The sequence below is a fragment of the Roseovarius sp. D0-M9 genome, assembly GCF_037083805.1.
Lineage (GTDB): Bacteria > Pseudomonadota > Alphaproteobacteria > Rhodobacterales > Rhodobacteraceae > Roseovarius.
Genome location: NZ_JBAPKZ010000038.1, coordinates 1 through 22,979 on the forward strand (window position 1 = coordinate 1; position 22,979 = coordinate 22,979).

The following is a 22,979-nucleotide window of genomic DNA, read 5'->3' on the forward strand; positions in this document are numbered from 1 at the left end:
ATGGCACGCGCCAGCTATCTGGGGAGCGCACGTGCCATGGCGCTTGGCACCCCGCCACTGGCCTGGTTTTGCGCCGCCACGTGGCCGGTTTTGTCTCCGCCGTTGACACGGGCAATGCGGGAACACCATGATACGGTGGTTTCATCGCTGTGAGGGGGCAAGATTGGCAGCAACGGCATAATCTCAAACCCTCTCCAGTTTCTTCTGCTGCCGTCTTGTTCGCGCCTCTTCGTATTCCCCTGCCCCCTTGTCGAGCTGGATGGATAGCCAATGATCGCTGAAAAAGACATTAGCGCTTGGATCGCAGCCTTCCTGCATAGCCCAAGCTTCACCGAAGTGTTCGACTGTGAGGACCCTTGAATCCTCCCAGAGAGCACATTCGATCGCGTTGATGATGTTTTCCACGGCACGACCAAACCGGTGACGACTGGCCGTGATGAGGCGTGCCGGCAAATCGGTGCTGTGCCTGGTCGAGATACCGGCCTCTCCGCAAAAATACTCGATCAATTGAGCCAGACCATCTTCGTCAACACCGTGCTGCAGATCAGACGGTATGATTTTGGTAAAGCGCCGCGATACCTGGGGATCAAAGGTGGTCATTTCCGCCAAACGCTGGGTCCCACTCAAAATCGGAATCACGGCGTTGTCGCCCAGCATGAGAGATTTGAGCATCCGCAGCGAACTCTCGGTCTCGTTGGCGGACCGCGCCATGATGAGATCTTGTGCTTCATCCAACCAAAGGACACTGATCCCCTTCACACCGAGCCGGTGCTTGACCACCTTCCAGATCTCCCATTCTTTCGCATTCACTGAGACGCCCTCCATGTCAAGAGCAGCCAAGATGGTCAGACCTACGCTTTTCAAGGTCGCGGGGCTTGGCACTTGGATCTCGATGTAGCAGGGCTCGCCAGTCTCAGGATTTGTCGCCAGAAAGCCAGCTTCCTGAAGGAAAGTGCGGATCGTGGTCGTTTTTCCGCCCCCGGGCTCCTCGATAAAAGTGATTCCACGGGTCTCCCGGCCCGCCGTAAAGCGACACGGCACCGCGGTCAGATTGCCAACGTCATCGACTTTGAACAGGCGATAGAATTGCTTCTTGAACTCCTGATCACGCTGATTTGGCACGTGAAGGGTACGAAGGTTCTGAACTTTCGCTGCGGTATTAGCTATAAACTCCATGATTTATTCTCCCGAAACTTGTGTGGTGATTGTTGGTTGGAAATCCGAATGCGCAGCGTTGGAAAACTCCCGCAATACAGAGCGAAGGTTTGACCAGACATCGACAGGGACACCGTCGAACCAATCAAGGACGGCATGAACCTCGTGCCAGATACCGTCCAAAAATACGCTAATGGCTCCCAGATTCTCCGGATCCCACAAGATTTCCACATCTCGTGTTCCCGACTTCGCATAGACCCTCTCAAGCTCATCGCTTGCGTAGCGCACAGACATCACTGCGACGCCGGAAGAGTGCAGCTTCCTTGAGAGCAGCTGCTCAGCAATCGGGCAGTTCTCCATGTTCATGATTTCCGGCAAATTTGACATTTTCTTTCCTTTTTACATAGGGATACCGCTCGTCGGAATTCGCTCCGACGCTGCCCGAAGGCTGCGATACTGATTTTGTGATTTTGTTATTGACCGCTCTGTTTTAGGCGGCTTCAGTTGCAGGCCTCACAATGGATTGGCCTGCACATTCGTTTGGCTTACTCTGCGTCCTCAACCATGATCGGTCACCTCCCCTTGGCCTTGACCTCTCAACCGCCACCAGACTTTGACGATGTCGATTAAGAGATTGGCTGACTGCTTGTTTCACGAAGAAAAAACTGCTCGTCGATCCGTGTGATCTGCCATTCAGCCTTCGCTTGAGACCCAGAAACTACCGGTCGCGGCGGCTCAAACAACAACTGATTTCGGGGGATAAGAATCTGAAGAAAATGTTATCGTTTAGGACAAAACGATATCATAGACCTCCCAAATTTCGATCAACATATTGTTTTTGTTGTTATTTATGAGACCTCCACACAAGCATCATCGGTCGCTACTTTTCTTGCGGGGTCGGAAGGGTGCCGGATTTGCCGTGAAGTCCGGGCTGCTGCCGCGACATTTTTGCAACGCGCCGAACAGAAGCGAATGGTGGGACGTAGGTTTGAAACCCAGCGCCCCGAACCGAACGATTCTTTTCTTCGTCGAATCGACGACTACATCGGAAGAATCTTGTACCGCGTGGGCCGGATGCCAATATTCATCGCCATCACGCTCGCATCCACCAACACGCGCAAGAGGCTGTCGTCATCAACTGTCCCGATACCCACGGCCTCGATGGTTTTCACGAGCAGCCATTCAGCCCTCTTCCCCGATCAGCTGGTGACAGCGGGTCAATGAGGGTGGATCGACAAGCGAGTGGCGCTGACAAACCGACTTGGCGATGAGATACTGCCAAAATTGGGTCTCGACCCAGTGCGAGAGGGCCGCATCATCTGACAAGCGAAAGGCATGCTGCAGGTACAGCACCTCCGCCGGCAATTGCGAGTTCTCGATAAGTATCACTCAGGTGACGGCAGGCAGCCCTTTGTTGCCAGTTGTGTCCATATCATTTGCTACCGCAGCACCCGACACGCCGAGCGGAGAGCGCAAGTTCGCTGCGGCAGGGACGAAGGTCGGCTCTGATCCAGAGAAATCCGTTCGTTTGCAGTTTTTGCAAGTCGTTCACGCCCGATTCCGAGGCTGCTGGCCCGCTTGAGACCGGTTCGCTTTCGAGTTGGCGACCGGCCAGCGTGACCTGATCTTTAGGCGAAGACAAAGTTGAGATCCAGTGTGCGCCTGTCAAGTAGACCGTGCCAATGGGGGCGCCGGCGAAGGGTGACTGTCTTCTTTGTCGATTTCACCCGCAATGCATTGGCGGTCGGATCTGACGCGCCACAAGCGCGATCACGCCCCAGACCGCGCTGCGCAGGGTCATGGCGAAGACGGTCCGCATCTCGAACGCGCCACCCTGACGTACAGTCCGAAGCCTGAAAAGACCAGCACTGTCGCCACAAATATGGTGAGCGACAGTGCAAACGCCCATTTCCGGCCGCGCCAGAGGCCAAGGCCGGCCACGACATAGGCCAGCCCGGCCAGCATGTTGAACCATAGCACGAAGCCGACGACCCGCCCCATGTCGAGTCCGCCAAGCAGGGTGGCGCCACCTGACGCAATCGTCAGCAGGCCAAAGCCGATCGCAACGGCGCCCGCGATGCGCGAGGCCCTATTCGTCTTACCCATCGGGTGCGTCCTCCTGCGCGCGCAACAGTGTCATCTGAAGATCGAAGAGCCGGAGGCCTTCCTCGACAATGGGAAAGCCGCGAGCGCCCAGCGTCCACCGAATTGCCACCCCTTGCACAAGCGATGCCAGCAGCATCGCGGCATCCTCGGTCGCGACGTCGCGGCGCAGATCGCCAGATGCCTGTTGATCCCGGAGCGCGGCGACAAGGCGCCCCTGAAACGTGGCGAGAAGCCCGCGAAACACGTCCCTCAGCGCCGCATTGTCCACCTGCAACTCGCGCGAGAAGAGAATCGACGGCAGGGATGGCGTCCCGGCGATGGCGGTTAGTTGCGCCCCGATCAGCGCCTTCAAGCGCGCGTCGGGTTCGGCGGCCTGCGACTCGGCGGCCGTCCAATTTTGGCGCAGGCGCGCCGCGATATCCTCGGCCACGGCAAGCCAGAGGGCGCCCTTGGTCGGGAAATGCCGAAAGATCGCCGGCTGGCTGAGCCCGACCGCGCGGGCCACGTCCGTCGTGCTGAGACGGTCCGGCCCGATTTCGTCGGCCAGCCGCAACACCTCGGCGACGATCTGCGCCTTGCGATCTCCCGTGCTCTGACGCCCTGCCATGAGAATCCCTATTGTTAGTGATAACTAACTTACATACACTCCTGTCATCCGCAACCTCCATTCCGACTCGCACGCATCCGACAGAAAGGCCTCGCCATGCGCCCCGAGACTGCCCCGACCGGTTATTCCCGCCTGCAGATCGCACTGCACTGGATCGTTTTCGCGCTGATCGCGCAACACTACCTGTTCAAGGATACGATGTCCGCGACTTGGGATCGTGTCATCGAAGGGCTTGAGGTCAGGTTCGACCCGCTCGTGTTGGCCCATGTTGCAGGAGGCGCGGACGCGCGAATGCGCCGGGCGCAGGGCTGAGACCATGCGGCTTGCGCCCCTCCTCGCCCTGACGCCCATCGCGCTCGGGATTGCTGCGGCTGTCTGGATGATCTCATCGGACCCTGGCCCCGCGCAGCTTGAAGGGGGAAAACCTGTCCATCCTGTCCGCGTCCTCACAATCGCGGCGCAGAACATCCGCCCCACCGCAACCGCCTGGGGTAACCTCCGTGCCGCCGATACCTGGGTCGCCGTGGCCGAGGTTCAGGGCGAGGTGATCTGGCGTCACCCCGACCTTGAGCCGGGCCGCCTGATCCAAGCCGGGACAGAGGTGCTGCGTATAGACCCGGCCGATTACGAACTGGCGCTGGCGCAGGCCGAGGCCGATCTGGACGCCTTTTCCGCCGAGGCCGCGCAGCTGACCGCCGAGGCCGCCAACACGACCCGGATCCTTGAGTTGGAACGCAAACGGCTGGCGCTGGCCGAGGCCGATCTGTCCCGAACCCGCCGACTGACCGAACAGGGCGCCGTGCCACAGGCGCGTCTGGACGAGGCCGAGCGTTCCACCCTTCTGGCCCGTCGCACGGTGGCGGAGCTGGAAAACACGCTGGCCCTCATCCCGTCGCGCGAGGCGCGCATGGCGGCGCAGATCGCGCGGACGCAGGCTGCACTCGACCGCGCGCGCCGGTCGCTTGACCGGACCGCGCTGACAACGCCCTTCGCTCTGCGCGTGACCGAAGTCAGCGCCGAACGCTTCCAGACTATAGCACCCGGCCAAGTGGTCATACGTGCCGACGGGATCGCCTCGGCCGAGGTCGTGGGACATCTGCCGATCGACAGCTTTCGCCGCCTCGTGACCAATGTGCCCGGCGGTGTCACCCTGAACGACATGATGCGCGACGTGCCCGCCACGCAGATCGATGTGACGCTCAGCCCCTTGTCCGACCCCGCTCAGGAATGGCACGCGCGCGTCAGCCGGATCGAGGGGGCGCTCGATGCCCGCGCCCGCACCGTGCCCGTGGTGGTGACGGTCGCCGATCCATACGCGGGCGCGGACCCGCCCCGCCGGCTGCCGCTGGTATCCAACATGCAGGTGCAGCTGGCTTTCAAGGGTGCGCCGCAAAGCGGCGTCATCGCCATCCCCGAGGCGGCCCTTCATGGCGGGATGGTGCGCGTCGCAGGCCCAGACAACCTGCTGGAACTGCGCCCGGTCACACCCGCCTTCGCCCAGGACGGGCGCGTGATGATTGCCGAGGGGCTTGCCCCCGGCGACCGCGTGGTGATTGACGACATCGCACCCGCCATCCCCGGCATGGCGTTGTCGCCCGTCGAGGCGCTGGAATGATCCGCTGGTTCACCGGCCATCCGACGGCAAGCAACCTTCTGCTGCTCCTGTTTATGGCTGCCGGTGTCTTCGCTGCGCCCGGCCTCTTGCGCGAGACCTTCCCGGATTTCCGCGCGGTCGAGACCGAGATCACTGTCCCCTGGCGTGGCGCCACGGCGGAGGACGTGGAAAGCGCGATCTGCGCGCCGCTCTGGGACGCGGTGCAGGGCGTCGAGGGGCTCGAGACCCTGACCTGCACAGCGCAGATCGGCCGGGCGCGAGCCGTCGCGACCATGGCCCCCGGCAATGACGCCCTGCGCTTTGTCAGTTCCCTGCGCACCGAGGTCGCGACAATCGATACATTCCCGGCCAGCGCCGATCCCGCCATCACCCGCGAGTTGCACCGGACCGATCGGGTCACCTCCGTTGCCGTCTCGGGTGATCTGCCGCCGGGCGAACTGGATCTCTACGCCGACGCCTTGTCCGATCGGCTGAGCGTTCTGCCCGGGGTGGCGACGGTGACGCGGTCGGGGCTGGGCGCGCGCACGTTGCGCGTCTCGGCGCGCGAGGCGGTCTTGGCAAGCCATGGGCTGACACCTGCGTCCCTGGCCAGCGCCATCGCCACGCAGAACATCGACCTGCCAGCCGGCACGCTGGAGGGCGCTGGCGCCGACCTGACCCTGCGCTTTGCCGCCGAGCGGGACACTGCGACGGCGCTTGCCACGATCCCGGTGCTTGTCCTGCCCAACGGCGCGACCCTGACCTTGGGCGACGTGGCCGTCATCGAAGAAAGATTCGAGCCACCCCATGACAGCGCCTTCGTCGATGGCAATCCCGCCATCCTGATCGACGTGGCCAAGGCGCTCAATGCCGACGCCCTGCGCGTGCTCGATGACGTGACGGCGCGGGTGGCGGCGGAGACGGCGCGCCTGCCCAACACCATCAAGGTCGAGGTGGTGCAGGACGTGACCTCCATCATCCGCGACCGGCTGCTGATGCTGGTGCAGAACGGCGTGATCGGCCTTGTGCTGGTCGTCGCGGTGATGAGCCTGTTTTTCCGCCCCGGCTTCGCGATCTGGGCCGCGATGGGCTTGCCGGTTGCCTTTGCCGGCGCCTTCGCCTGGATGGCGCTGACCGGCCTCAGCCTGAACATGATGACGCTGGTGGCGCTGCTAATGGCGATCGGGATTGTGATGGACGATTCTATCGTGGTCGCGGATTCGATCGCGGTTCATGCCGCCAAGACGGCAGCGGTCGACACAGTAGCCGCTGGCGTTGCCGCCGTGGCGCCCGGCGTTCTCTCGTCCTTCCTGACCACGTTGGCCGTGTTCCTGCCGCTGGCCTTTCTTGCCGGTGAACTGGGCGCGGTGCTGGAGGTTTTACCAGTCGTCCTGCTGGCCGCCCTCGCGGCCTCGCTGGTAGAGGTTTTCCTGATCTTGCCGCATCACCTGAAGGGTGGGATGAAAGAGAGCGCGCCGTCACGCTTTCGCCGCCGCTTCGATGCAGGCTTCGACACCCTGCGCGAGCGCGGCGTGGGCTGCCTGGCCGATGCCGCGATCCGCTGGCGCTGGCTGGTGGCGGGGCTGGCGACGGCTGCGCTGATCTTGACAGCCGGCGCCCTCGGCGGCGGCGTGGTCAAGCGCGAGGCAATGCCCGAGATCGACGGTGACGTGCTGGAAGCGCGGCTGATGCTGCCCGCGGGCACACCGCTGGCGCGCACGGCCGAGGCCGTCGCGCAGGTCGAGGCCGCGATTGACCGCGTGAACGCCCGTCTGACCCCCGGCCAACCCGACGCACAACCCTTGGTGATCCGGCGCATCACCCGCATGGGCCGCAACCTGTCGGCTGGCGAGGCCGGCGCCCATGTCGCCACCGTCGCGGTGGACCTTTTGGGGGCGGAGACGCGCACCAGCACGCTTGACGAGATCGTAAACCTCTGGCGCGTGGAAATCGGACCGCTGCCCGGCGTCTCCTCGCTGATCCTGACAGAGCCGGGCATAGGCCCGCAGGGGGTCGCGGTGGAACTGCGCCTGACGCATCCTGATCTCGCAACGCTGTCGCGTGCGGGCCGCGTCACGATGGTCGAGTTGCAGACCTACGCGGGTGTCCGCAACGCGATCCTCGACCTGCGCCCGGGCACGCCGGAGGTGCGACTGAGCCTGTCGCCGGGGGCCGAGGCCCTCGGGCTGACGGCAAGCGATGTCGCGGGACAGCTGCGCGCCGCCTTCCTTGGCACGCAGCTGTCCGAGATCCGGCGCGGCGACCTTGCCTGGGACCTGGAGGTCCGGTTGAACGACACCGACCGCGCCACTCGTTCCGACCTCAACGAGTTCGAGATAGCATTGCCTGAAGGCGACACTGTTCCGTTGGGAACCGTGGCCACCCTGACCGAGGGGCGGGGGTGGGCCAGCATCACCCGCCGCGACGGTCAGCGCACCCTGACCATTTCCGCGGATGTCGACGGGCGTGTTGGCAATGCAGACGCGATCACCGCCCGGATAGCCGAAGGATTCCTGCCAGAGCTCGCCGCCACGACCCCCGGCCTCGGCTTCGAGATCGCCGGACAGGCCGCGAACTCGGCGGAAACCGTTCGCTCGATCCTGCGGGGCTTCGTGATCGGGCTGGTCGGAGTTTACATCGTGCTCAGCTTCCAGTTCCGCAGCTATGTCGAACCGCTGATCGTCATGATCACCATTCCGCTGGCCTTTCTGGGGGTGATCTGGGGGCACGTGCTGATGGGCTACAACATCTCGATGCCGTCTCTTGTGGGCGCGGCCTCGCTGGCCGGGATCGTCGTCAACAACGCGATCCTGCTGGTCGGCGTGATCAAGACCCGCCGCGCCGAGGGGCTTTCGGCCACGGACGCCGCCGGAGACGCCGTCCGCGCCCGGTTCCGGCCGATCTTCGCGTCGGTCTCGACCACCATAATGGGCATGGCGCCGTTGCTGCTGGAAACCTCGACCCAGGCGCAGACGCTCAAGCCGCTGGTGATCGCCGTGGTCTTCGGCCTTCTGGCCGCCACGGTGCTGATCCTGCTGGTGCTTCCGGCCTTCTACGCGGTGCTCGATGACATTCGTCCGGACAATCGGTGAGACGCGGAACACTGTTGCGGATAGAGGCGTCTTCACACTCCATGGGCAACAAGAATTGATCGGAAATCCCATACATCGAAATTTGGCGCCGCAACGCGACTTGCTGCCTCCACGGCGTTGCCATTCCCAGGCGCCAGAAAGGCGCGCTGCAAAACGCACGAACGATGGCTCTGTCAGGCTGCATTGCAGCGTTTGTTTGATGGATGAAGGTCCGGTGAGGGCCGTTCTTGACGATGCTGCTGGCTCCTTCGCAAGGGCAGGAAGCATGAGTAATTGGGTTGACGCTGTTCTGAGGTCGAGCTCCCGATAAGATCACAGCAATGCTATGAGAGTGGGAGACAAAGCATGGAATACTTCGTCATGCGCGCTTTGCATCGTGGATGGCAGTGGCAAAGTTTGTATGGAGCGAGAGTTGCCGTGCGAAGTTGCCGACATCACGGATTGCTTGGAGGCATTTCCACATCCCGTCGAACGGATCGGCTTTGAAGTGGGTGCGCTCAGCCAGCACCTATTCCTTGTCCTTCAGCACACAGGTTTTGGCTTTTTCTGCATGGAAGCTCGGAAGGTGAGTGCGGCGTTGTCGGGCATGCGGAACAAGACAGACAAGACGGATGCCCAAGGTATCGCTCAGATCTTGCGCACTGGTTGGTTCAGCCCTGTGCATATGAAGAGCCGTGAAGCGTATGGGGTGCTGCGTTGCTGAGCACAAGAAAGGCGTTTCTAAAGAAAACGATGGATTTGGCCAACGAAGTAAGGGGCCTGCTGAAAATATTCGAAGTGTGTCTACCGAAGACAGTCAAACATGGTAGCTTCGATGGGCTGGTGCGGCCCATGGTCGAGATGGATGAGGTGCTCGCGTATGCGATCATTCCACTGCTCGACGCTCGGGCCGTTCTGTTTGAGCACTATTTGGAGTTAGATCGCCGTGTTAAGCGGGCGGCCACACAGGACGCGGTCTGGCGAGGTCACACGAGGTCAGACGCAGTCGCGGTCACACCGTTCGCCCACGCCTTGAGCGCCGCGTGGTCAGGTTGCAGTTGGATGGCCATACCTCCGGCGAAGGTCTCAAAAGCTTCGCGATTAAGTTCATTTAGGCCGACAATCACGGGCACATCCACAGCAACGGCCTGCGCAATCAGGTCGCGAAACCCGCGCCCATCGGCCTCGTGCTTGCCGAATTTGTTGATGATCAAAAGGTCCGTGCCTGAAGAAAGTCGCGCTGCGACCAGCCCGACTGCAGTCTCCAGCGCAGCGGGATCAAGGCGACATCCTCGCGCAGACGGGCCAAGATTCTGACTGATACGCAGAGCTGGACCATCGGGCAGCACACGCACGTCCATGTCGCAGAGACCCGCATCCGTGCGCTGTGTATTGATCTGAACTGTGCCACAGCACCTTATGCCGCGCGCAACGAGGTCAATCGCCAATCTTTCGAGGATCAGATCCGTATCGCCGGGTCCCGGCGCCATCGTGTAGGCAAGTTTCATCTCTGGCCTCCTCAAGTTTGGCAAAAGGGTTGAAATTCGACAAGCGCCCCGGCAGGCAAATTATCAGCATCAGCAGGCAGGAACATCAGCCCATCCGCCAAAGGAAGGCCTCCGACGCGCGCCGAATGAGTGGCATCCTCGAAGCTGACGACCTCACGGCCTTCGCTGTCGAACCCGGCAAGCGTTGCGGGCCTAAGTTCGCATCGTCCTGGTTTCCGCCGGATGGGTGCGAAAGTGACAACGTGTCGCCGGGCTGGTGCGCGCGCTGATTCACCGGACAGCGCCCGAATAAGCGCGGTGCCAAAAACCTCCCATGTGACATAGGCCGACAACGGGTTGCCGGGGAGGCCAAGCCAGAATGTGGACCCAATGCGCCCGAAAGAGACCGGTTTTCCGGGCTTTATTGCCACGCCGCTGAACAACGTTTCGCCGCCCAGACTGTTTTGGGCGGGTTTGACATGATCCTCTTCGCCCACCGAGATACCTCCCGTTGTGATCACAAAATCTGCAAGCGCTGCAATGTCGCTGATTTGCCGGGCAATGCCGTCGCGGTCATCGGCGCCATGGACGGTTGCCACAATATCTACTCCCGCGGCCTCCAGAGCTGCGGCCAGCATCGGCGTGTTCACGTCCCATATTTGCGCGGCCCCTCGCGCCGCTCCGGCTCGACAGATCTCGTCGCCAGTGACAAGCAGCGCCGCGCGAAGTCTTGGGCGGACACTGACCACGCCCGCACCGGCTGTGGCGCAGGCGGCAATTTCTCTTGGACCAAGTTTTTGACCCTTGTCCAGAACGATTGCATCCTTTGCCATTTCGCTGCCTGCTTGCCTGATGTTCAGGCCCGGCGCGGGGCGGCGGAAGAGATGAATGACGTCACCCTTACGCGTGACGTCTTCTTGCATCACGACGGCATCCGCGCCATCGGGGATCGGCGCGCCAGTGAAGATGCGGGCCGCACGTGGACCAAGGAGCTTCTCGGTCAATCCCTGTCCCGCCTGAATTCGGGTATCCACCTTCAGCACCCAGGGCCCATCTTGCGTCATAGCTGAGGTTACGATTGCGTAACCATCCATGGCAGCATTATCGAACGCCGGCGCCTTGGCCCGTGACCGGACCGGCTGGGCAAGGATGCGGCCCAAGGCGCTGTCCAGCGGCACTGTATTGCTTCTCGTGATCACAGTGACATTTGCTGTGATACAGGCAAGCGCCTCGTCAATGCTGATCAAGCTTTTCAACATGTCTTGTCCGTCACAACCGCATCCCCTTGATGCGATGGCTTGATGAATCGTCATTGCGCCGCCTCCTGTTTGGAAAAACCAGTCCGAAAATGGCCGGGTCCGATGCTGCAATTGAGGTCACGTAGCCGCCCATCCTTCAGCCCGTAGATAAGGCCATGCACTCGGACATCCGCGCTGCGGCGCCACGCCCTTTGCACGATCGGCGTTTCGCAGACGCGCCGAACACCCTCGACCACGTTCAGCTCCGCCAGCCGGTCACGGCGGCCTTCCATGTCGGGCTCTCGCCCAAGATCGACTGCATAGCTGCGCGCCAGCCGGCGGATCGGCTCCAGCCAGTGATCGGCAAGCCCATGCGGAAGATCCTCGGTGGCTGCCTTCACGCCGCCACAGCCATAGTGACCGCAAACAATAATCTCGCGTACCTTCAACGCCTCGACTGCAAATTCCAGCGCCGACAAGAAGTTCACGTCAGCCGAGTGGACGATATTGGCGACATTGCGATGGACGAAAACCTCGCCCGGATCGAGGCCGGCAACCACATTCGCCGGAACCCGGCTGTCTGAACATCCAATCCAGAAATATTCGGGTGCCTGAAGCGCTGCAAGCCGGGTGAAATAGTCTGGCTCTTTGGATTGGCGTTTTGCCGACCAATCGCGGTTGCGCGCCAGAAGATCATTCAACATTGGTCACCTCCGAGAGGGGCGCAAGCCCGCGCCGTGATCGCATGTGCTCTGACAGAAGCCGCAGATCGGCCGGTGTCAGCCGGGCGCGCGCAATCGGCATCAGGATGGCATTCTCAGCCACAAGATGGCGGCGCACATGTCCGGCGAACCGGACCAATAACGCGCGATTTTCAGCGGACAGATCAGATCCGGTGTCGATGCAACCTGCAAGGCTCGCCCGCACCTCGGCGATCAGGTTCATGGCTTCTTCTTGATCGACCCTGATGCGGGCGATTGCACTTTCGATGGCATCTTCGGCAGTGCAGCGCTGCGCGAGGATCGGGAACAGATCCTCCGCCTCGTCGCGCAAGTGAACGTTCAACTCCTCGTTCAAAAAACGCAAAACGGTCAGCGCGGCCTGCCGGTCAAAAGACTCGGCCACAGCCAGATCGTCGATCACCACACAAAACTGACGTTCGCGCAGATGATCCTCACTGATGAAATCAAGCGGCCTGCCGAGCAGGTTCGGATCCGTCGGAAAACGACCGCTCCCGCGCAGCGTTGGCTCTGACTGTTTCATGACCCGCCCTTTCGTGCTTTCAGATCGGCGCAAGGCTGGCGCCGGTGATCTGCGCGCTCTTGGCCAGCGTTTCGACAAACTCCCGCGACGCGCGGGCCCAGGCCGCCTTTTCCAGCGCCTGCGCGATTTTTGGGCGCACGGTGTCATAGGGCAGCACCTGACCCGGCGCGATCGCGTTCAGCCGGATGATGTGCCAACCATGCCGGGACAGAACCGGTGCGGGGGTCATGCCACCCTCTGGCAATGTGCGCAGCGCCGCTTCGAACTCGGGCACGGTGTCATTGGGACCAAGCTGGCCCAAATGTCCGGCCGATGCTTTCGAGCCGCAATCGCTTTCACGGGCGGCAGCGGCAAAATCCTTGGCATCGCCATGAAGGCGGGCAAGAAGGGCAGCTGCCCTTGCCTCCGCTGCCGTCCTTTCTTCGTCATCGCGCGGATCACAGGCGCAAAGGATATGCGACACATCCCAAAGCGGCGCAGATCTGTAGCGCTCCGGATTCTTGGCCCATTCGCAATGCACCGCGTCATCCGTCACAGGCGCGATATTGACCGCCTCATCCAGCAAAGCCCGGATCAGGGCTTCATCTTCGGTCTCGACGCGACCAGGGGCCAATTCTTCGGGGTCGGGGTCCAACCCGCGCGCCTGCGCCTCCTGCAAGAGGAGAGCACGGATCGTGAGGGCCTGCGCGGCCTTGCGCCAGGCGATACCGGGTTTGTCCTTGGGCGCGGTGTGGTTCTGGGCCTCGGCGGCAACCGCCGCCGAGGGAATGGTTTCGCCGTTCACGACAACATCGGGAAACAGGGTCATGTTCATAACGCTCACTCCGCCGGTGTGGTGGCTTTGGGGCCAGTTTTACCTTGCCGCGCATCGAACGCTTTGCGGCGTTCCTCTAACGGGCGACGGCGGCGCGTACGCACGATTTGATACCCGGTCCGCAGCGTCACGTATCGGATCGGGACCGACAGCATGTGAACCAGTCGGGTAAACGGGAAAGCCGCGACGATCACCATGCCCAGCACGATATGCACCTTGTAGAGCCAGTGAACATTCACCACCTGCGCCCAAGCGTTCAGTTGAAGGCCCATGACACTTTGCGACCAAGTCATGAAGCGCACCATTTCTGATCCGTCCATATGTTCAAGCGTCAGCACGATGGTGCCAAGTCCGACAACGATCTGAAGCCAGAGCGCGACCAGAATCGCGATATCGGCAAAGCTGGAATTGACCCTGATGCGCGTATCGAAGAGCCGACGGTGCAACAGCATCGACGCGCCGACCAAGGCAGCAAGCCCGGCCGCGCCTCCAAGAATGACCGCCACCCATTGCTTGAGGCCGTAGGGGATCCCCAAGGTATCCAGTATCCATATCGGTGTGAAAAGACCGATCAAATGGCCAAAGAACAGCACAATGATACCCACATGGAACAACACCGACCCCCACATCAGCTGCTTGCGGCGCAAAAGCTGGCTGGACGATGTTTTCCACGTGAAGGGATCACGCTCATAACGCGCGATTGTCCCGATTAGGGCAATGGCAAGAACGGCATAGGGCATAATGCCGAAGATAAGATAGTTGAGATCGAAATTGCCGAACATGTCATGCGCTCCTGTTCAGAGGTCTCGGGGTGTCCATGCCTGACAGCATGTCACGGACCTGTGGGCACCCCGCATTGGGATCTGGGCCGAAAGTCACTTCGGTTTCTTCCCAGACCGCATCCAGTGCTTCCAGATCTGTCGGGTCGTCATCCGGTTGCGCAAGCATTTCGGCGACAGCATCGGAATCAATCGTAGTTCCAGACAGATGCATCATTGCCGCGAAGACAGGGCCATAGTGGCTTTCGCGCCGGTCCAAACGGGTGCGGATCGCGTCAAAGATGTGCGCTGCATCCGCCAGAACCTCCTGCGCCTCCGCAAAGGGCCGCGTCGACAGGAACTCCAGCAGCACCGGTAGATGGTCAGGCAATTCGCTGGTGACAGGATCGAACCCGCCATCGCGGTAGGTTTCCAGAAGACTGACCATCGCCCCGCCCCGGTCGCGGCTTTCACCATGAACATGTTCGAACAAGTTCAGCGACAGCGTGCGGGACCGGTCGAACAGCATGACATACGCTTCTTGCACGTCATAAATGTCCCCGGTCGCCAGCCAGTCGGCCAATCTGCTCAGCCCCTGCTGCGTCGCAGGCGGGACGCGCGGGTCAACTGCCAGTACGGCGCTGATGTCCGGCATTGCGCTTTGCAATTCCGTCGAAGGATAGCTGAGCAGAAGCGAGAGCGCTTTGAGTGTGCGGTCCATCATCAGAATGTCTCCGTCGGAAGGGCAAATTGCTTTTTCTTGCCACCAAACATGGATGTTTTGCCGGTTTCGCCGCTGGAACAGCCGTTACCATCGGTAAAGCCGCAGCCGCCCCGAATATCTGCACCTTCTTCGTTTTGTTCCCGGTGGGCGGTGGGAATGGCGAAGCGGTCCTCATAATCGGCGATGGCCATGATTTTATACATGTCCTCGATCATTCGGCCCGACATGCCGACGCGGGCGGCAATGGCCTCATCGCGGACACCATCCACGCTGAGCGCGCGCATATAGAGCCGCATGGCCGACATGCGTTCCAGCGCGTTGACGATCGGTTCCTCGTCACCCGCGGTCAGCATGTTGGCAAGATACTGCACCGGAATGCGCAAACTGCGCACATCGGGCATTTGGTCGCTCATGGCGATCTGTCCGGCCTGTGCTGCGTTCTGAATCGGCGACAGTGGCGGGATATACCAAACCATCGGCAGCGTCCGGTATTCCGGATGCAGCGGAAAGGCGACCTTCCACTCCATCGCCATCTTCCAGATCGGGCTGATCTTGGCGGCCTCGATCCAGTCCTCGGGGATGCCGTCACGGCGTGCCGCGGCAATCACTTCGGGGTCGTTGGGATCGAGGAACACATCGAGCTGCGCGCCATAAAGATCAGTTTCGCGCTCGGAGCTGGCCGCCGCTTCGATCTTGTCGGCATCATAGAGGATCACACCCAGATAGCGGATGCGGCCCACGCAGGTTTCCGAACAGACCGTCGGCTGCCCGCTTTCGATGCGCGGATAGCAGAAGGTGCATTTCTCCGATTTTCCGCTTTCCCAGTTGTAATAGATCTTCTTGTAGGGACAGCCCGAAATGCACATCCGCCAGCCACGGCATTTCTCCTGGTCGATCAGAACGATACCGTCCTCTTCGCGCTTGTAGATCGCGCCAGAGGGGCAAGCCGCCGAACAGGTCGGGTTCAGGCAATGCTCGCAGAGGCGCGGCAAATACATCATGAAGGTATTTTCATACTCTCCATAGATATCCTTTTGCACGTTCTCGAAGTTGTAATCCTTCGACCGCTTGGAAAACTCGCCGCCGAGGATCTCTTCCCAGTTTGGGCCCTTTTCGATCTTTTCCATCCGCTCGCCGGTAATCTTGGACCGGGGGCGCGCTGTAGGAAAGGCGTTCATGTCGGGCGCAGACTTCAGGTGGTCATAGTCGAAATCAAACGGCTCGTAGTAATCGTCAATCTCAGGCAGATCGGGGTTGGCAAAGATATTCGCCAAAATCCGCCACTTGGATCCCTGCTTGGGATGCAGCTTGCCCGACTTTGACCGTGCCCAACCGCCGTTCCAGCGCTTCTGGTTTTCCCAGTCGGTGGGATAGCCAGTGCCTGGCTTAGTCTCGACGTTGTTGAACCACGCGTATTCAACGCCTTCGCGGCTGGTCCAGACGTTTTTACATGTGACCGAGCAGGTGTGACACCCGATGCATTTATCAAGGTTCAGAACCTTGCCGATTTGCGCACGAACTCTCATTCTGCGGCCTCCACTTTTTTGGTTGCAGGCCCGGACGCAGGGGAATCCAGCCAATCGATCTTTTTCATTTTGCGCACGATCACGAACTCATCGCGATTGCTGCCCACAGTTCCGTAGTAGTTGAAGCCGTAGGACAGCTGCGCATAGCCGCCGATCATATGCGTGGGTTTGAGCGTGGTGCGGGTCACCGAGTTATGGATGCCGCCGCGGTTACCGGTCTTTTCCGATCCGGGCGTATTCACGATCTTTTCCTGCGCGTGATACATGAAGAGCGTGCCTTGCTTGATCCGCTGGCTCACCACCACCCGCGCGGTCAGCGCGCCGTTGATGTTGTAGGCCTCGACCCAGTCGTTATCGACCAGCCCCGCCTTTGCCGCATCCACTTCGGACATCCAGACCACCGGCCCGCCCCGGTTCAGCGTGAGCATCAGCAGGTTGTCGGTATAGGTGCTGTGGATGCCCCATTTCTGGTGAGGCGTGATGAAGTTGAGCACCACATGCGGGCTGCCCTCGGCCGCGTCGTTGTTGACCGCCTTGGTAATGGTTTTCAGGTCCACCGGCGGACGATAGCTGACAAAACCCTCGCCAAAGGCGCGCATCCAAAGGTGATCCTGATAGAGCTGTTGACGGCCAGTGAGCGTGCGCCACGGGATCAGCTCGTGCACGTTGGTATAGCCCGCGTTATAACAGACCTCCTCGCTCTCGATCCCCGACCATGTGGGGCTGGAGATGATCTTGCGCGGTTGCGCCGCGATATCGCGAAAGCGGATTTTCGTATGGTGTGCGCCCTCGGCCAAGTGGGCATGGTGGCGGCCTGTCGGCTTTTCCAGCTCTTCCCATGCCTTGACGGCCACTTCGCCATTTGTCTCGGGCGCAAGCATCAGGATCATTTCAGCGGCATTGATGGCAGTGTCCAGCTTGGCCAAGCCTTGCGACACGCCTTCATCCAACACCACACCGTTCAGATCGCGCAGATGCCCGACCTCGACCTTGGTATCCCAATTGATCCCCTTGCCGCCATTGCCGAGCTTTTCCAGAAGTGGGCCGACAGACGTGAACTTCTTGTAGAGGTTTGGATAATCCCGCTCGACCGCGATGTAGTTCGGCGCGGTCTTGCCTGGGATCAGGTCGCATTCACCCTTTTTCCAGTCCTTCACATGGGCCTGCGCCAATTCGCCGGGAGTGTCGTGCAAGAGCGGAAGCTGAACGATGTCGGTCTCCACGCCCAACACCTCGGGTGCCACTTCGCTGAACTTCCGCGCGATCGACTTGAAAATTTCCCAGTCCGACTTGCTTTCATAAGCCGGGTCCACTGCCGCCTGTAGCGGGTGGATGAACGGATGCATGTCGGAGGTGTTGAGGTCGTCCTTTTCGTACCAGCTGGCTGTCGGCAGCACGATGTCGGAATAGACGCAGGTGGTGGACATGCGGAAATCAATGGTCACCAGAAGGTCAAGCTTGCCCGTCGGGGCCTCGTCATGCCAGACGGCCTCTTTCGGCATGACGCCGCCTTCCTCGCCCAGATCTTTGCCCATCACGCCGTGATCCGTGCCCAGCAGGTGCTTGAGGAAATACTCGTGCCCCTTGCCCGACGAGCCCAAGAGGTTTGAGCGCCAGACAAAAAGGTTGCGCGGCCAGTTTTCCGGCGCATCGGGATCTTCGCAGGACATCTGCAAATCGCCGGATTTCAGTTGTTCGGCGACATAGGCGGGAATATCCTTTCCCGCCGCCTTTGCATCTTTGGAGACCTCCAGCGGGTTGGTTTTCAACTGCGGGGCGGAGGGCAGCCAGCCCATGCGCTCGGCACGGATGTTGTAGTCGATCAGGCTGATGTCCCAATCGCCCTCGGGCGCGGTGGGCGACAGGATCTCGCCTGCGCTCAGGGTCTCGTAACGCCATTGATCCGTATGGGCATACCACGCGGAGGTCGAATTCATATGACGTGGCGGACGGCTCCAGTCCAGGCCAAAGGCCAGCGGCTGCCAACCGGTCTGCGGGCGCAGCTTTTCCTGCCCCACATAATGCGACCAGCCGCCGCCCTCCTGGCCGATACAACCGCACATCACCAGCATGTTGATGATGCCGCGATAGGCCATGTCCATGTGATACCAATGGTTCAGACCAGCCCCGAGAATCACCATCGACTTGCCATGGGTCTTTTCGGCGTTGCCGGCAAATTCCCGCGCCACGGCGATGATCTTTTCGCGATCAACTCCAGTGATTTTTTCGGCCCATGCGGGAGTATAGGGGCTGTCGTCGTTGAAATCCTTCGACACCCAGTCACCGCCGAGACCACGGTCGAGCCCGTAGTTCGCGCAGAACAGGTCGAATACCGTGGCAACCAGCACCTCCTGCCCATCGGCCAGCGTGACGCGCTTGGCGGGAATGTTGCGGGTCAGCACATCAGGGTGGTCGCATTTGACGAAATCGCCCGTCGCGGCGCCGCCGAAGTAGGGGAAATCGACGCCTACGATCTCGTTATGATCTTCATCGAGGATTTGCGTCAGGCGCAGGTTCACCTCTGCTCCCTTGGCGCGTTCCTCGAGGTTCCATTTGCCCTCTTCGCCCCAGCGGAAACCGATGGAGCCGTTGGGGGCGACGACCTGTCCGCTTGCTTCGTCGTAGGCGACCGTTTTCCAGTCGGGGTTGTTTTTCTCGCCCAGCTTGTCGTTGAAATCCTCGGCGCGCAGCATCCGGCCGGGCACAACGTGCCCCGCCTTTTCATCCAACCGCACGAGCATCGGCATATCGGTGTATTTGCGGGCGTATTCCTCGAAATACGAGGCCTGACGATCCAGATGAAATTCGCGCAGGATCACGTGGCCCATGGCCATTGCCAGCGCCGCATCGGTGCCGGCCTGCGGGTTCAACCAGATGTCGCCAAACTTGGCGGCCTCGGAGTAGTCTGGGCTGACAACGGCAGATTTGGTGCCGCGATACCGAACCTCGGTATAAAAATGCGCGTCGGGCGTGCGGGTTTGCGGCACGTTCGAGCCCCAGAGCATCAGGAAGCCCGCGTTGTACCAATCGGCCGATTCCGGCACGTCGGTCTGTTCGCCCCATGTTTGCGGAGAGGCGGGCGGCAGGTCGCAATACCAGTCATAGAACGACATGCAGGTACCACCCATCAGGCTCAAGTAGCGCGAACCGGCGGCATAGCTAACCATCGACATGGCGGGGATCGGCGAAAAGCCGAAGACACGGTCGGGTCCATAGGTTTTTGCGGTGTACGCGTTAGCCGCGGCGACGATCTCGGTCGCCTCCTCCCAGCTTGCGCGCACGAAACCGCCCTTGCCGCGCGTCTTGGTATAGCTGGCCCGCAGGGCCGGATTATTCTGGATCGCAGACCACGCGGTGACCGGCGTCATCTTCTCGCGCATCTTGCGCCACGCCCGCAACAGGCTGCCCCGGATCAGCGGGTTTTTCACACGGTTCGCGGAATAGAGATACCAGCTGTAGGAGGCACCGCGCGCGCAGCCGCGCGGCTCATGGTTGGGCAGGCCCGCGCGAGTGCGCGGGTAATCGGTCTGCTGTGTCTCCCACGTGACGATGCCGGATTTTACATAGATCTTCCATGAACACGACCCAGTGCAGTTCACTCCATGGGTCGAGCGGACGACCTTGTCGTGCCGCCAGCGGTTGCGATATGTGTCTTCCCAGTCGCGGTTCTCGGCCGTGGTCTGACCCCAACCGTCCGAGAATTGCTCCAACTCCTTCCTCTGGAAGAAGTTCAGTCTGTCGAGCAGATGGCTCATGGTTCAGTCCTTTCGTTATTCAGCAGGTTGGGCGGAGGCGAGATCGCCACGGCCGTGTTCGATGTCATGAAGAAGGCCGCCGGGACGCGTGTAGACGACCCAGGTGATCACGATGCAGATCACGTAGAAGATCAGGAATGCCCAGAGCGCACCGACCGCAGAACCGGTCATCGCAATGGAGGTTCCGTAGGCCTTGGGGATGAAAAAGGCGCCATAAGCCGCGATGGCCGAGGTAAAGGCGACGATCGCGCCGGATTCCATGCCGATCTGCCGCTTGAGCTGGTCCGCGCCAAGCTGCGGCATCAAGCGTGGCACTTCGCGGCCCATGATCACCGGGATCATCTGGAAGGTGGACGCATTGCCTACCCCGGTCAGGAAAAACAGCGCCATGAAGCAGGCAAAGAAGCCGAGGAAGGACCCAAGGCCAAGGAAGAAGATCACCCCGAATGTGGCGACGGTCATCGCGACAAAGGTCCAGAGCGTCACCCGCCCGCCGCCGAAACGGTCACTGATCCAGCCTGTGCCAGCCCGGCTGAGTGCGCCGATAAGGGGCCCAAGGAAGACGTAGTTCAGGGCGTTCACCTCGGGAAAGGCAAGCTTCGTCAGTAACGGGAAGCCCGCGGAATAGCCGATGAAGCTACCGAAGGTGCCGGTATACAGAATGCACATCAGCCAGTTGTGCTTGCGCCCGAAAATCACCACCTGATCTGCAAAGCTGGCGCGGGCGTCGGCGATGTCGTTCATCCCCAGCCAGGCGGCAACCGTGGCCGCAATGATGAACGGAACCCAGACAAAGCCCGCATTCTGCATCCATAACTGCCCGCCATCCGACATTGTTACCGGCTGGCCACCCAAGGCACCGAAAACGCCTACCGTGATGACAATCGGCACCAGAAACTGCATGACCGATACGCCCAGATTGCCAAGGCCCGCGTTCATGGCCAGTGCATTGCCCTTTTCAGCCTTGGGGAAAAAATATCCGATATTGGCCATCGACGAGGCAAAGTTGCCGCCACCAAAACCGCAGAGCAGCGCCAGTGTCAGGAAGATCAGGTAGGGTGTGTCGGGGTTCTGAACTGCATAGCCGATACCCAAGGCGGGTAGCAGCAGCGATGCCGTGGACAGTGTCGTCCACAGCCGCCCACCAAAGATCGGCACCATGAAGCTGTAGAAGATACGCAGCGTCGCGCCCGACAGGCCAGGCAGTGCCGCCAGCCAGAACAACTGGCTTGGCGCAAAGTCAAAACCAATTGCGGGCAGGCGGGCCACGACCATCGACCAGACCATCCAGACCGAAAAGGCCAGAAGCAGCGCCGGAATCGAGATCCACAGATTGCGGCGGGCAACGGCACGGCCATGGTCCTCCCAAAATTTCGCGTCCTCGGGTCGCCAGTCTTCCAGAACTCTTGGCATCGTGGTTCGTTCCGGATGGTGGATGTCCTGCATCTCGGGCAGTTGCGGCAACTGGTCGAGCACGTCGCCATGTGCGGCGCGTTCCATCGCACGGACCGACAGGTGCATCCATGTCAGCGCAATGCCGACCAGAACAAACAGCAGCGCAAAGCAGGAAGTGTAGATGCCTGTCAGATCCAGTAGCGCGCCAAAACCGATCGGCAGTGCAAAGCCGCCAAGCCCCCCGATCATGCCGACAAGTCCGCCAACTGATCCAACGTGGTTTGGGTAATAGACTGGTATGTGCTTGAACACCGCCGCCTTACCGAGGCTCATAAAAAAGCCAAGCGCAAACAACGTTACGATGAAGGGCCACAGACCCATTTGGGTCGAGAAGGCAATCGGGCCGTCCTTGCCTTGGATGATGTAATCCGTCGGCGGGTAGGACAGCATGAACAAAAAGAGCATGCTGAAGCCGAAGGTCCAATACATGACCGAACGTGCACCGAACTTGTCGGACAACACTCCGCCATAGGCCCGGAACAGCGACGCTGAGAGGCTGAACGAGGCCGCGGCCATACCGGCGAAACGCACGTCGATGCCGTAGACGTCTATCAGGTAATGCGGCAGCCACAGCGCCAGCGCCACAAAGGCCCCAAACACAAAGAAGTAGTAGAGCGAAAAGCGCCAGACCTGCAGGTTCTTGAGCGGCGCGAACTGTTGGGCCAGCGACGGGGCCTTGGCCCCTGTCTTGCGCCGTTTGACCAGCGCGGGATCGTCCTTGGCCAAAAGAAAGAAAAGGACACCGATGATGGCCAGTCCCGCCGCCCAAACATAGGCCACCCCGTGCCAACCATAAGCGACCATGACAAAGGGGGCGACGAACTTGGTGACCGCCGCGCCAACGTTTCCTGCCCCGAAAATGCCAAGTGCCGTGCCTTGGTGACCCGCGTCATACCAGCGGCTGACATAGGCCACGCCGATGATGAACGACCCACCAGCAAGTCCGATGCCAAGCGCGGCAATCAGATACATGATATAGGTGTCCGCCAACGTCAGTGCCCATGTGGCCAGCGCGGTCAAAATCATCTGACTGGAGAATACGAGCCGTCCGCCGTATTTCTCTGTCCATACCCCCAGGAACAGGCGGCTGATGGAGCCGGTCAGGATCGGCGTGGCAACCAGAAGGCCGAACTGGGTATCATTCAGACCAAGTTCGGCCTTTATGGCGACACCGATAATTGAAAAGATCGTCCAGACCGCGAAACAAGCGGTGAAGGCGACGGTGCTCAGGCTCAGGGCGCGCGTTTGATCTGCGTGACTGGCTGTGGCAACTGTCTGCATGGCAGGGTCTCCAGCAAGAATGGCATGTCACCCCCAAAACGGGGATCGGTACCAGCCTTCGGGCCATAGCCGGCAAAGTTGTTTGATCTGGATCAACCGCTACGAGAATATCAAACGAAACAAGTATCTTATAGAAATTTATCAC

General features: G+C 60.7%; 20 protein-coding genes. 4 read left to right on the forward strand and 16 right to left on the reverse strand.

The genetic code is table 11. The features are described from left to right. Window positions 1-183: 183 nt before the first annotated feature. From V8352_RS18225 to V8352_RS18250, 6 genes are all read right to left on the reverse strand, one after another. Window positions 184-1,176, reverse strand: a complete 993-nt coding sequence (locus V8352_RS18225) for an ATP-binding protein (protein WP_336425717.1) — start codon at window positions 1,174-1,176, stop codon at window positions 184-186. A 3-nt stretch (window positions 1,177-1,179) separates the two neighbouring features. Next, window positions 1,180-1,521, reverse strand: a complete 342-nt coding sequence (locus V8352_RS18230; RefSeq protein ID WP_336425718.1) for a Mu transposase C-terminal domain-containing protein — start codon at window positions 1,519-1,521, stop codon at window positions 1,180-1,182. 674 nt (window positions 1,522-2,195) lie between these two features. Then, complete coding sequence (locus tag V8352_RS18235) at window positions 2,196-2,327, reverse strand: hypothetical protein (RefSeq protein WP_336425719.1); 132 nt, start codon at window positions 2,325-2,327, stop codon at window positions 2,196-2,198. Between the two features lie 10 nt (window positions 2,328-2,337). After that, a complete protein-coding gene (locus V8352_RS18240; RefSeq protein WP_336425720.1) occupies window positions 2,338-2,544 on the reverse strand; it encodes a hypothetical protein in 207 nt (68 codons plus the stop codon). A 408-nt stretch (window positions 2,545-2,952) separates the two neighbouring features. Beyond that, a complete protein-coding gene (locus V8352_RS18245; RefSeq protein ID WP_336425721.1) occupies window positions 2,953-3,261 on the reverse strand; it encodes a hypothetical protein in 309 nt (102 codons plus the stop codon). Continuing rightward, a complete protein-coding gene (locus tag V8352_RS18250; RefSeq protein WP_336425722.1) occupies window positions 3,254-3,868 on the reverse strand; it encodes a TetR/AcrR family transcriptional regulator in 615 nt (204 codons plus the stop codon). The genes V8352_RS18245 and V8352_RS18250 overlap by 8 nt, the downstream gene beginning before the upstream one ends. A 96-nt stretch (window positions 3,869-3,964) precedes the next feature. Between V8352_RS18250 and V8352_RS18255 the strand changes: the two genes are divergently transcribed. From V8352_RS18255 to V8352_RS18270, 4 genes are all read left to right on the forward strand, one after another. Continuing rightward, on the forward strand, window positions 3,965-4,180 hold the full coding sequence (locus V8352_RS18255; RefSeq protein ID WP_336425723.1) for a hypothetical protein: 216 nt from the start codon (window positions 3,965-3,967) through the stop codon (window positions 4,178-4,180). Between the two features lie 4 nt (window positions 4,181-4,184). Beyond that, window positions 4,185-5,483: an efflux RND transporter periplasmic adaptor subunit gene (locus tag V8352_RS18260; RefSeq protein WP_336425724.1), complete on the forward strand. Its 1,299-nt coding sequence runs from the start codon at window positions 4,185-4,187 to the stop codon at window positions 5,481-5,483. Continuing rightward, window positions 5,480-8,554, forward strand: coding sequence for an efflux RND transporter permease subunit (locus V8352_RS18265; protein ID WP_336425725.1), 3,075 nt, complete (start codon window positions 5,480-5,482; stop codon window positions 8,552-8,554). The genes V8352_RS18260 and V8352_RS18265 overlap by 4 nt, the downstream gene beginning before the upstream one ends. Before the next feature lie 331 nt (window positions 8,555-8,885). Beyond that, a complete protein-coding gene (locus tag V8352_RS18270) occupies window positions 8,886-9,257 on the forward strand; it encodes an IS110 family transposase (protein WP_336425726.1) in 372 nt (123 codons plus the stop codon). Window positions 9,258-9,519: 262 nt separating this feature from the next. Here the strand turns inward: V8352_RS18270 and V8352_RS18275 are convergent, their stop codons facing one another. From V8352_RS18275 to V8352_RS18320, 10 genes are read right to left on the reverse strand one after another with little or no spacing between them, the layout of a single operon-like run. Next, entirely contained in the window at window positions 9,520-10,041 is a 522-nt protein-coding gene (locus tag V8352_RS18275; protein WP_336425727.1) for a DUF2478 domain-containing protein, read from the reverse strand. 11 nt (window positions 10,042-10,052) lie between these two features. Beyond that, window positions 10,053-11,333: a molybdopterin molybdotransferase MoeA gene (locus tag V8352_RS18280; protein ID WP_336425728.1), complete on the reverse strand. Its 1,281-nt coding sequence runs from the start codon at window positions 11,331-11,333 to the stop codon at window positions 10,053-10,055. Further along, window positions 11,330-11,962, reverse strand: coding sequence for a carbonic anhydrase (locus tag V8352_RS18285; RefSeq protein ID WP_336425729.1), 633 nt, complete (start codon window positions 11,960-11,962; stop codon window positions 11,330-11,332). Before V8352_RS18285 ends, V8352_RS18280 begins: the two co-directional genes overlap by 4 nt. Continuing rightward, a complete protein-coding gene (locus V8352_RS18290) occupies window positions 11,952-12,521 on the reverse strand; it encodes a hemerythrin domain-containing protein (protein WP_336425730.1) in 570 nt (189 codons plus the stop codon). The genes V8352_RS18285 and V8352_RS18290 overlap by 11 nt, the downstream gene beginning before the upstream one ends. 19 nt (window positions 12,522-12,540) lie before the next feature. Further along, window positions 12,541-13,335, reverse strand: a complete 795-nt coding sequence (locus V8352_RS18295) for a peptidylprolyl isomerase (RefSeq protein WP_336425731.1) — start codon at window positions 13,333-13,335, stop codon at window positions 12,541-12,543. Between the two features lie 5 nt (window positions 13,336-13,340). After that, on the reverse strand, window positions 13,341-14,117 hold the full coding sequence (gene narI, locus V8352_RS18300; protein ID WP_336425732.1) for a respiratory nitrate reductase subunit gamma: 777 nt from the start codon (window positions 14,115-14,117) through the stop codon (window positions 13,341-13,343). A 1-nt stretch (window position 14,118) separates the two neighbouring features. Next, entirely contained in the window at window positions 14,119-14,814 is a 696-nt protein-coding gene (gene narJ / locus V8352_RS18305; RefSeq protein ID WP_336425746.1) for a nitrate reductase molybdenum cofactor assembly chaperone, read from the reverse strand. Between the two features lie 2 nt (window positions 14,815-14,816). Next, window positions 14,817-16,343, reverse strand: coding sequence for a nitrate reductase subunit beta (gene narH / locus V8352_RS18310; RefSeq protein WP_336425733.1), 1,527 nt, complete (start codon window positions 16,341-16,343; stop codon window positions 14,817-14,819). Further along, window positions 16,340-20,098: a nitrate reductase subunit alpha gene (locus V8352_RS18315; protein WP_336425734.1), complete on the reverse strand. Its 3,759-nt coding sequence runs from the start codon at window positions 20,096-20,098 to the stop codon at window positions 16,340-16,342. Before V8352_RS18315 ends, narH begins: the two co-directional genes overlap by 4 nt. Before the next feature lie 15 nt (window positions 20,099-20,113). Continuing rightward, window positions 20,114-22,834, reverse strand: a complete 2,721-nt coding sequence (locus tag V8352_RS18320; RefSeq protein ID WP_336425735.1) for a nitrate/nitrite transporter — start codon at window positions 22,832-22,834, stop codon at window positions 20,114-20,116. Between the last annotated feature and the right edge of the window lie 145 nt (window positions 22,835-22,979).

What these genes read in the sequence shown, in the direction of transcription:
- V8352_RS18225 (WP_336425717.1), bottom strand. Translation starts at nt 1,176, where the DNA reads ATGGAGTTTATAGCTAATACCGCAGCGAAAGTTCAGAACCTTCGTACC.
- V8352_RS18230 (WP_336425718.1), bottom strand. Translation starts at nt 1,521, where the DNA reads ATGAACATGGAGAACTGCCCGATTGCTGAGCAGCTGCTCTCAAGGAAG.
- V8352_RS18245 (WP_336425721.1), bottom strand. Translation starts at nt 3,261, where the DNA reads ATGGGTAAGACGAATAGGGCCTCGCGCATCGCGGGCGCCGTTGCGATC.
- V8352_RS18250 (WP_336425722.1), bottom strand. Translation starts at nt 3,868, where the DNA reads ATGGCAGGGCGTCAGAGCACGGGAGATCGCAAGGCGCAGATCGTCGCC.
- V8352_RS18255 (WP_336425723.1), top strand. Translation starts at nt 3,965, where the DNA reads ATGCGCCCCGAGACTGCCCCGACCGGTTATTCCCGCCTGCAGATCGCA.
- V8352_RS18260 (WP_336425724.1), top strand. Translation starts at nt 4,185, where the DNA reads ATGCGGCTTGCGCCCCTCCTCGCCCTGACGCCCATCGCGCTCGGGATT.
- V8352_RS18265 (WP_336425725.1), top strand. Translation starts at nt 5,480, where the DNA reads ATGATCCGCTGGTTCACCGGCCATCCGACGGCAAGCAACCTTCTGCTG.
- V8352_RS18275 (WP_336425727.1), bottom strand. Translation starts at nt 10,041, where the DNA reads ATGAAACTTGCCTACACGATGGCGCCGGGACCCGGCGATACGGATCTG.
- V8352_RS18280 (WP_336425728.1), bottom strand. Translation starts at nt 11,333, where the DNA reads ATGACGATTCATCAAGCCATCGCATCAAGGGGATGCGGTTGTGACGGA.
- V8352_RS18285 (WP_336425729.1), bottom strand. Translation starts at nt 11,962, where the DNA reads ATGTTGAATGATCTTCTGGCGCGCAACCGCGATTGGTCGGCAAAACGC.
- V8352_RS18290 (WP_336425730.1), bottom strand. Translation starts at nt 12,521, where the DNA reads ATGAAACAGTCAGAGCCAACGCTGCGCGGGAGCGGTCGTTTTCCGACG.
- V8352_RS18295 (WP_336425731.1), bottom strand. Translation starts at nt 13,335, where the DNA reads ATGAACATGACCCTGTTTCCCGATGTTGTCGTGAACGGCGAAACCATT.
- narI (WP_336425732.1), bottom strand. Translation starts at nt 14,117, where the DNA reads ATGTTCGGCAATTTCGATCTCAACTATCTTATCTTCGGCATTATGCCC.
- narJ (WP_336425746.1), bottom strand. Translation starts at nt 14,814, where the DNA reads ATGGACCGCACACTCAAAGCGCTCTCGCTTCTGCTCAGCTATCCTTCG.
- narH (WP_336425733.1), bottom strand. Translation starts at nt 16,343, where the DNA reads ATGAGAGTTCGTGCGCAAATCGGCAAGGTTCTGAACCTTGATAAATGC.
- V8352_RS18315 (WP_336425734.1), bottom strand. Translation starts at nt 20,098, where the DNA reads ATGAGCCATCTGCTCGACAGACTGAACTTCTTCCAGAGGAAGGAGTTG.
- V8352_RS18320 (WP_336425735.1), bottom strand. Translation starts at nt 22,834, where the DNA reads ATGCAGACAGTTGCCACAGCCAGTCACGCAGATCAAACGCGCGCCCTG.